This is a genomic window from Donghicola eburneus, assembly GCF_900115865.1.
Classification (GTDB): Bacteria; Pseudomonadota; Alphaproteobacteria; order Rhodobacterales; family Rhodobacteraceae; genus Donghicola; species Donghicola eburneus.
In genome coordinates this window covers 1-7,614 of the sequence record NZ_FOXY01000033.1, presented here as the reverse complement: position 1 = coordinate 7,614, position 7,614 = coordinate 1, and the positions used below count along the sequence as shown (strand labels likewise).

The following is a 7,614-nucleotide window of genomic DNA, read 5'->3' as shown; positions in this document are numbered from 1 at the left end:
CGAGATAGATGGGCGAGCGCTATAACCTACAGAAAAAGAAAAAGAAAAATTGCCTCTGCTTGCGGACTCCGCATAATCATGCGCCCTGCATAATTGCGCTTATGAGGAGCTCCTCATAACCGTAAAGGACATGACGGGTTGGCAGCGCTAGTCCAGTCTGCTTTGGCCGAGGATCCGTTCACTGGGACCGTGTTTATCTTTCGGGCCAAACGCGCAGACCGGATGAAGATCCTGTACTGATGGTGTGGATACCTCACCCCACAACGGCATCGCAACGTGCCACTATGGTGATGTCCAAAAGCACCAGAATGGAGGAGGTATCCATGAAAGAGGTTACAATAATCGGTATCGACTTGGCAAAATCAGCTTTCCTGCTTCACGGAGCATCGGCATCCGGCGAGCCAGTGTTTCGCAAGAAATTATCGCGTGCTCAGGTTTTGAAGTTTCTGGGCACCGTGCCCTCATGCCTTATTGCGATGGAGGCCTGTGCGTCATCGCATTACTGGGGGCGTGAGATCACCAAACTGGGGCATGAGGTCAGGCTAATCCCACCGATCTATGTGAAGCCCTTTGTTAAGCGGCAAAAAAATGACGCCAATGACGCAGAAGCAATCGTTGAAGCGGCGATGCGACCGACTATGCGGTTTGTGCCGGTGAAAACCGCCGAACAACAATCCCGGTCGATGGTGTTTAAAACGCGCGATCTGTTGGTGCGTCAGCGCAACTCGATTGTTAATGCCTTACGCGGGCACCTTATGGAATACGGGATCACAGCTCCAAGTGGTCGTCGGGACTTAAAGAAATTGGTAGAACAGATAGAGGCACCTGAGAGCGGGTTGCCTGTGCTAGTCATCGAATGCTGTCAGATGCAACTCGATCAGGTTGGCAGATTGAACGAAAAGATCGCGGAGATAGAGCGGAATCTTCAAGACGACGCGAAGTCAGACCCGGAAACGGTTCGGCTGCAAACAGCACCAGGAGTTGGACCAGTTACAGCAATGGCACTCAAAGCTTTTGCACCCGATTTTAAAAGCTTCAAACAAGGGCGCGACTTTGCCGCTTGGCTTGGACTGGTACCCGTCCAGAGATCGACCGGGGGCAGACAAATTCTCGGAAGGACCTCAAAGATGGGTCAGCGTGATATCCGCCGATTATTGATCATCGGTGCCATGGGCAGGGTTCGCTGGGCTTTGAAAAACGGAGCGCCTGAAGGATCGTGGCTGAAACAGATGCTTGAGCGAAAACCACGCATGTTGGTCGCCATCGCGCTCGCTAATAAAACCGCTCGAGCCATATGGGCGATGATGACGCGGAATGAAGATTACCGAGATCCCTGCGCCGCATAGTCAGCGACAAAGGGTAAGGATGTGAGAAGGACCTTGAGACAGAAAGGAACAATGATCGACCAGATCGAGGTTGGGAAAACCAGGCCGTCCCAGAGAGCTTTGAGCTCGCTGTATTGATATGGACCCGACCTTCGCATCGCCATACCGGCCCGCGGCATGTTGAACGTCGCACATGAGAGGCCTGACACATGACCGTACCCGATCACATGTCCAAACCGTTCAAGAAACCTCTTGCATCAACCGAGGTATCCACACATGGGATGGCAGTGAACTAGTGATGGCATACAAACGGCTGGAGGATCACGGGTTCACTTGGCCCGCGATCCGCGATGGAGCGATGACCTTGCATCGCGCGCAATTCGAGGCGCTGTTTGCGGGCCTCGATTGGCGGAAAGTCAAAGCGCTCGAGACCCGCAGGCCAGAGTGCACCGAGTAAAATAAACTCAACAATACCGCGCAATTACAGGCGGATCAGGGTAATATCGTGTCATGTCCAGCACCCCGATCCTTGACCTTTCCGCCATCCCTGAAGAACAGCGCGCTGCCGTTCTCGCGGTGCTGCAGGAACGAGATGCGCTGAAGGCCTCGAACCAGCGGCTCGAACATCTGGTGGCCGAACTGAAGCAGCTCGTGCATGGCAAGAAATCGGAAAAGCTGACCGAAGACGAACGGCAACTGGCCTTCGAGGATCTGGAAACCGCCGTGGCCGAGGTTGAGGCGCAGCAGGACGCCAGCATGCCCGCGGGCACTCCTGCGCGCAAACCGGCCCGCCGCAATCGGGGCAACCTGCCAGCCGATCTGCCGCGCATCGAACAGGTGATCGAACCGGAAACGCTGGACTGTCCCTGTGGCTGCGGGGCCATGCACCGCATTGGCGAGGATCGCACAGAGCGCTTGGACATCGTGCCTGCGCAAGTGCGCGTGATCGTCACCGTGCGCCCCAAATATGCCTGTCGTGCTTGCACCAACGGTGTCAGTCAGGCCCCTGCGCCCGCCCACCTGATCGAGGGTGGATTGCCCACCGAAGGCGCCATCGCCCACGTGCTGGTCTGCAAATTCTCGGACCATTTGCCATTATATCGGCTAAGCCAGATCCTGGCCCGATCCGGCATCGACATTCAGCGCAGCACCTTGGCCGATTGGGTCGGAACCGCGGCCTTCCATCTGGCGCCGGTGGTGAACAGTAACGGCTCCATTGGGACCACCTGCCTGAGTTGGGCCTGATGTCTTAAGCTATGTCATTATTGGCGTCGTTACCGACGTCGTATGAGGCAAGGCTTAAGATGCGACAGGAAGTTATTATCGGGGTCGAACGTCGGCGCCGCTGGCGGGATGAAGAGAAGCTGGCCATCCTGGACGAAGTTGGCGTGAACGGCGCCAGTGTTTCGGACGTTGCACGGGCGCATGATATAACCCGTCAGCACATCTACCAATGGCGACAAGAACTGAAGAAGAAGGGCTTGCTAGAGGCTACGGCAGGCTCTGGGGTTACTTTCTTACCCTTGGTTGCGCCCGAGCCAGACGGTGTTGATGAACGCTTGGCCGGAGACATTGAGATCCGGGTGGCGAATGGCCGAACCCTTCGTTGCCCAAGTGATCTGTGTTCGGACAACCTGCTGAGGTTCGTGCGTCTGCTGGAGGCCGTATGATTGGCCCGGGAACGGGCGTCAGAGTGTATCTGGCCTGCGGTGTCACAGACATGAGGAAGGGGATCGGTGGCCTTGCAACGCTCGCGCAGGATGTTTTGCGCCAGAAACCTGCGGGTGGGGCCGTGTTTGCCTTTCGTGGGCGGCGTGGAGACCGGATCAAGCTCTTGTTTTGGGACGGGCAAGGATTTTGCCTTTACTACAAGGTTCTGGAACGGGGTCGGTTTCCTTGGCCAAACGCGGGTGACGGGGCGTTTCGCCTGACCTCGGCGCAGCTTGCTATGCTCTGGGAGGGGATTGATTGGCGGAGGCCGAACTGGGGCGCTCCCCCAGCACGTATGGGGTGATATCCCCCTGTTTTAACGTTATTTTACTAGCTTATTGACCTGTTCTCTGGTAGTCAGGGTCATGTCTGATCCTGCCTCTCCTTTGCCTGACAATACCGCCGAATTAGAGGCGATGATTGCAGCTCTGCAGGCAGAAAACGCACAGATCGCAGCAGAGAATGCGCGAATGTCGGCCACTCTGCGTGCCCATGATCAACTGGTTCAGGCGCTGCGTCTGCGGATCGCCAAACTGCAGAAAATGGCCTTTGGCAAATCCTCGGAAAAGGTCGAGCGAGAGATCGAGCAATTGGAGCTTGCGCTTGAGGATCTGTTCGTCGCCATCGCCGAGCAGGACAAACAGCCCATCGACGAGGGGCAGGACGATCCTGAAAGCCCCTCTCTTCCGCGCCGCCGTCCTCGTGTGTCCGATGACACAGTTCGAGAGCGGCGCGAACTGGACCCGGGCACGTGTTGCCCCGAATGCGGCGGCGACCTGCATACCCTAGGCGAGGATGTCAGCGAGATGCTCGACATGATCCGCGCACAGATGAAGGTTGTGCAGATCGCGCGTTTGAAGAAGTCCTGCCGCCGTTGCGAGAGCATCATTCAGTCCCCGGCACCCAGCCGCCCGATCCCGGGCAGCATGGCTGGCGCAGGCCTCTTGGCCTATATTCTGGTCTCGAAGTTCGATGACCATCTTCCATTGTACCGCTTGCACGAAATCTTTGCGCGCATGGGCGCGGATATTCCCGAGACGACGCTGGTTGGCTGGTGCGGCCGCGCAATGAAAGTGCTGCAACCCCTGATCGACCGGATCGAAGCCGATGTGATGAGCAGTGATCTGCTGCATGCAGATGACACACCGATCCGGGTCCTTGATCGGGGGAAATCAAACAAGGGCCTTGGAAAAGGCGTCACGAAAGGGCGGATTTGGACCTACGTCCGCGACCACCGCCCATGGAAAGGGGAGGCCCCACCCGCTGCCCTCTACGCGTTTGCCCCGGATTGGAAAGAGATCCATGTCCAGCGCCAGCTGGCAAACACCCGCGGCATTCTGCAAGCGGATGGATACAAAGGCTATGCCAAGCTTTATGCCCCAGACCCCGATGGGAAGCCTCGATTGCAGGAGGCCGCCTGTTGGGCGCACCTCAGGCGTGACTTCCACGATATCTGGACTTCGGACAAATCCGGGATCGCCCGCGAGGCGTTAGACCGCATCGGCACCCTTTACGATATCGAGCGCGACATTAACGGCCGTACAACGGGCGACCGTCTTGCCGCGCGGCAAGAATATAGCGCTCCCAAAGTTGCGGCCTTCTTTGCCTGGTCTGAGCAGCAGCTCCGCCGCATCTCGGGCAAGAGTGATCTCGCCAAAGCCTTCCGCTATGGCCTAAGCCGCCAAGACGCCTTCAGCCTGTTCTTGTCCGACGGACGCGTTGCTATCGACAATAACCCCGCCGAGCGCGCCCTACGACCTATCGTCGTTGGTTGGTCATTATGCACCCCCTTCGTAAGTGCTTGGAAACATTGAGAGCTGGTCTGCGAGATCAGCGCGACACGGGCGACCTTTTCGTGCGAGAGCGGTTTTGACAGTATCCGAATGCAGGTCAGTTGTCCGTATTTGGTACGGTGCGCCATCGACCACCTGATTTGCGGGCAGAATACCGTCCTTTATCAGCTTGCGGATGACGTGATTGGTGACACCAAGCTCTTTCGCCGCCTCGGTCATGGTGCGCCACGGGCCATCCTTGTCGGCAGAGAGGTATCCGTGAATATCATTTACACGCCGGATGGATGAAACACGTTTTGCATTCCAAGTTTTTCCCTGACCGGTCGGCATGCCCATGCGGTTGAGACAGGCTGCGATCGCCTCATCCGACCAGCGCCCCGCCATCTCGCGGATGATCCCCAAAGCCTCTTCACTGGTGCGGGCATTGTGCTCTCCGGACTTCGGCTTTTTGACGCGCAATGCCGTATGCCGACCGCCTTTCCAATGAACGACCAAAACGATTTCCCCTGTATCGTCATCGATATCCGCCACGATGTCTTCGATCAGTGTCCTGATCAATCTTTGCTTGTCGCGCATGGATGTCGCCGGAGCGTTCCAGGCGGTCTCAAGGTCCTGCGCCAGCCCTTCAAGGCGCGTGACATCTACCTCCGGTGCTGCAGCGTTATCTGCATTAAGACGCTGTTCGAAACTGCGAACGCGGCCCAAGGCTTCTTCCCAGCGTTTCTCCAGTTCTGATGCGATGAGGCGATTGTCCGGGTCACAGGCGGCATAGCGTCGTTCCGCCAGGGATGCATCGTATCTGGCTTGCTGCAACTCCATCTCGAGCACCAACCGCTTGTCTTCGGCAGCTTGGTTCAACATTGCACGGGCCTCGATGGCCGCATCGATGGCAAATGGTGCCACAGCCTCGAGAACAGCGTCTGCAATGAGTTTGTCAGGGCGGAACCCACCGAAGGTGATGCAGCGTTTCTGTCCGAGAAGAAGGTTTGGATTGTCGCAGCGGTAGACCGGGCGTGGCGTGCGGCCTGTATAGACCACATGCAACCGCCGCCCGCATCTCGCACAGCTGAGGAGACCGGCCAATAGCGCGCCGCCGCCGCGACCGGATTTGGTGCCGCCAGCACGTCCGAACGCGTTCTTGGCCAGCTGTGCCTGATTGCGTTCATATTCTTCCCAATCGATATAGCCGACATGGTGATCCCTGATTACCACATCCCAGTCTTCCCAGGATTTGCGGTTCTTGTAAGTGACATGCGCGCGGCCGTCCCGGATTTTTGCCTGTCTTCCGGTTTTACCATAGGCGTAGACCCCGGCATAAAACATGTTCTTCAAGACGCTGATCACGTTGCGGTAGCGAATGGGCTGCCAGTCGAAACTTGTCAGCCGAATGCCATCGGAGGGTCGAGGAAAGTGAATGCCTTCGCTCGACATGGCGAGAAGAACCTGCCGGGCGCTTCCAAGCTCGCGGAACCGGCAGAAGATCTGCCGGATGACCTCCTGGATGCGGAGATCGGGATCGAGCATCACCCCGGCGTCGCGGTCCCACAGGTAGCCGATCGGCGGCGTATAACGCAGTTCGCCGCGGCGCGCTTTCGCTCTTGCGGCTTCAACCATGCGCGTGCGCAGGACGCCAAGCTCGAACTCGCTGATGCTGCCCTTCATACCAAGAAGCAGCCGGTCATTGGGATGGCGCGGGTCGTAAACGCCGTCATGGTCAACGACACGGGCTTCTACCAGGCCGCAAAGCTCCAGCATATGGTGCCAGTCCCGCCCATTGCGGGCCAGGCGCGACACTTCCAGGCAGAATACTGCGCCAACTGACCCCGAACACAGCATGGCGACGAGCCGTTCGAAGCCGGGGCGGGCCTGACAGCCACTGGCTGATACACCAAGATCGTCGTCGATGACATCAATCCCGGCAAAACCAAACCCGCGGGCCATTTCGACAAGATCGTATTGTCGACGCTGGCTCTCGAGGTTCGTCATGACCTGGCTCTGCGTCGACTGACGTACATAAATGACCGCCTGACGCTTGAGCAGTTCGGGCGGAAAAGTGAGGGCCATGTCATTCATCGCTGTGCCCTCCTGGATCCGATTTTGCCGCCGCTAGGAGCACTTGCGCCAGTGCTGTCACGATCGACCGGTATTCTGGTTCCGTCAGCAATGGCGCTGGTGCCAAAGGCAGTGGCAACTGGGTTGGTATCAGGGATCTGTGATGCGTCATTCGGGGCCTCCATGGGTGAGTCGTCACCCTTGAAGCCTCGCCGGAAACCGAGGTGCTGGAGAACCGAATGAAGTTCGCAAAGCGCCTCCGTTGCTACCACAGGTTCGCCAAGATCGAAGCCCTGACAGACTGAGGCATCCAAAATCCAGGCGGGTGCAAGGATCGCGATCCCCGCATCGCGCTCGAGTCCGACATGTTGGCCATCACCGCGACTGAGCGTGCGGAAAACCTTCACGTCCGCGCCAAATATAGGCATGCCATCGATAATGGACACGATAAACCTGCCCGACATGGGCAGAATGAACGGGAACTGGGGATCGGACGCAAAAACTGGCTCTTTGCGGGTGCCAATACCGGCGCGGAAACCCTGGCGCGCGCGATGACCATCATTGAAACGGCAAAGCTCAACGGTCTCGACCCACAAGCCTACCTCACGGACATCCTGAGCGTAAGCGCCGCGTCATCGCCCTCGTAGATGTTGTTTTCTGTTTCTTTGAGAAGGAGCCGTCCAGATATGGAGGGTTTTTATGGATAATACGGTACAAAATTACGTAACTTGTCA

General features: G+C 57.6%; 5 protein-coding genes and 4 pseudogenes. 8 read left to right on the top strand and 1 reads right to left on the bottom strand.

Translation table 11 applies throughout. The features are described from left to right. Window positions 1-132 precede the first annotated feature (132 nt). The 7 genes and pseudogenes from tnpB (BM225_RS21100) to tnpC all read left to right on the top strand — a co-directional run. Window positions 133-240, top strand: a pseudogene (gene tnpB, locus BM225_RS21100) (IS66 family insertion sequence element accessory protein TnpB); the annotation flags it as partial. An 83-nt stretch (window positions 241-323) separates the two neighbouring features. Beyond that, window positions 324-1,346, top strand: a complete 1,023-nt coding sequence (locus tag BM225_RS21095; protein WP_092465493.1) for an IS110 family RNA-guided transposase — start codon at window positions 324-326, stop codon at window positions 1,344-1,346. A 172-nt stretch (window positions 1,347-1,518) separates the two neighbouring features. After that, window positions 1,519-1,782 (top strand): IS66 family insertion sequence element accessory protein TnpB, encoded by a 264-nt coding sequence (tnpB, locus tag BM225_RS22340; protein ID WP_092465490.1) that lies wholly within the window; start codon window positions 1,519-1,521, stop codon window positions 1,780-1,782. A 53-nt stretch (window positions 1,783-1,835) separates the two neighbouring features. Beyond that, window positions 1,836-2,531, top strand: a pseudogene (locus BM225_RS21085) (transposase); the annotation flags it as partial. A 98-nt stretch (window positions 2,532-2,629) separates the two neighbouring features. Then, window positions 2,630-2,995, top strand: coding sequence for an IS66-like element accessory protein TnpA (gene tnpA / locus BM225_RS21080; protein ID WP_092465489.1), 366 nt, complete (start codon window positions 2,630-2,632; stop codon window positions 2,993-2,995). Further along, on the top strand, window positions 2,992-3,339 hold the full coding sequence (gene tnpB, locus BM225_RS21075; protein ID WP_092465488.1) for an IS66 family insertion sequence element accessory protein TnpB: 348 nt from the start codon (window positions 2,992-2,994) through the stop codon (window positions 3,337-3,339). Before tnpA ends, tnpB (BM225_RS21075) begins: the two co-directional genes overlap by 4 nt. A gap of 61 nt (window positions 3,340-3,400) precedes the next feature. Beyond that, window positions 3,401-4,807, top strand: a pseudogene (gene tnpC / locus BM225_RS21070) (IS66 family transposase); the annotation flags it as partial. Between the two features lie 6 nt (window positions 4,808-4,813). On the opposite strand, the gene BM225_RS21065 reads toward tnpC, so the two are convergent. After that, window positions 4,814-6,901 carry a recombinase family protein gene (locus tag BM225_RS21065; RefSeq protein WP_218157092.1) on the bottom strand — a complete coding sequence of 696 codons (2,088 nt, stop codon included), beginning with the start codon at window positions 6,899-6,901 and terminating at the stop codon, window positions 4,814-4,816. A gap of 455 nt (window positions 6,902-7,356) precedes the next feature. Here BM225_RS21065 and BM225_RS21060 point away from each other — a divergent pair. Then, window positions 7,357-7,500: pseudogene (locus tag BM225_RS21060) on the top strand (transposase domain-containing protein); the annotation flags it as partial. Window positions 7,501-7,614: the final 114 nt, after the last annotated feature.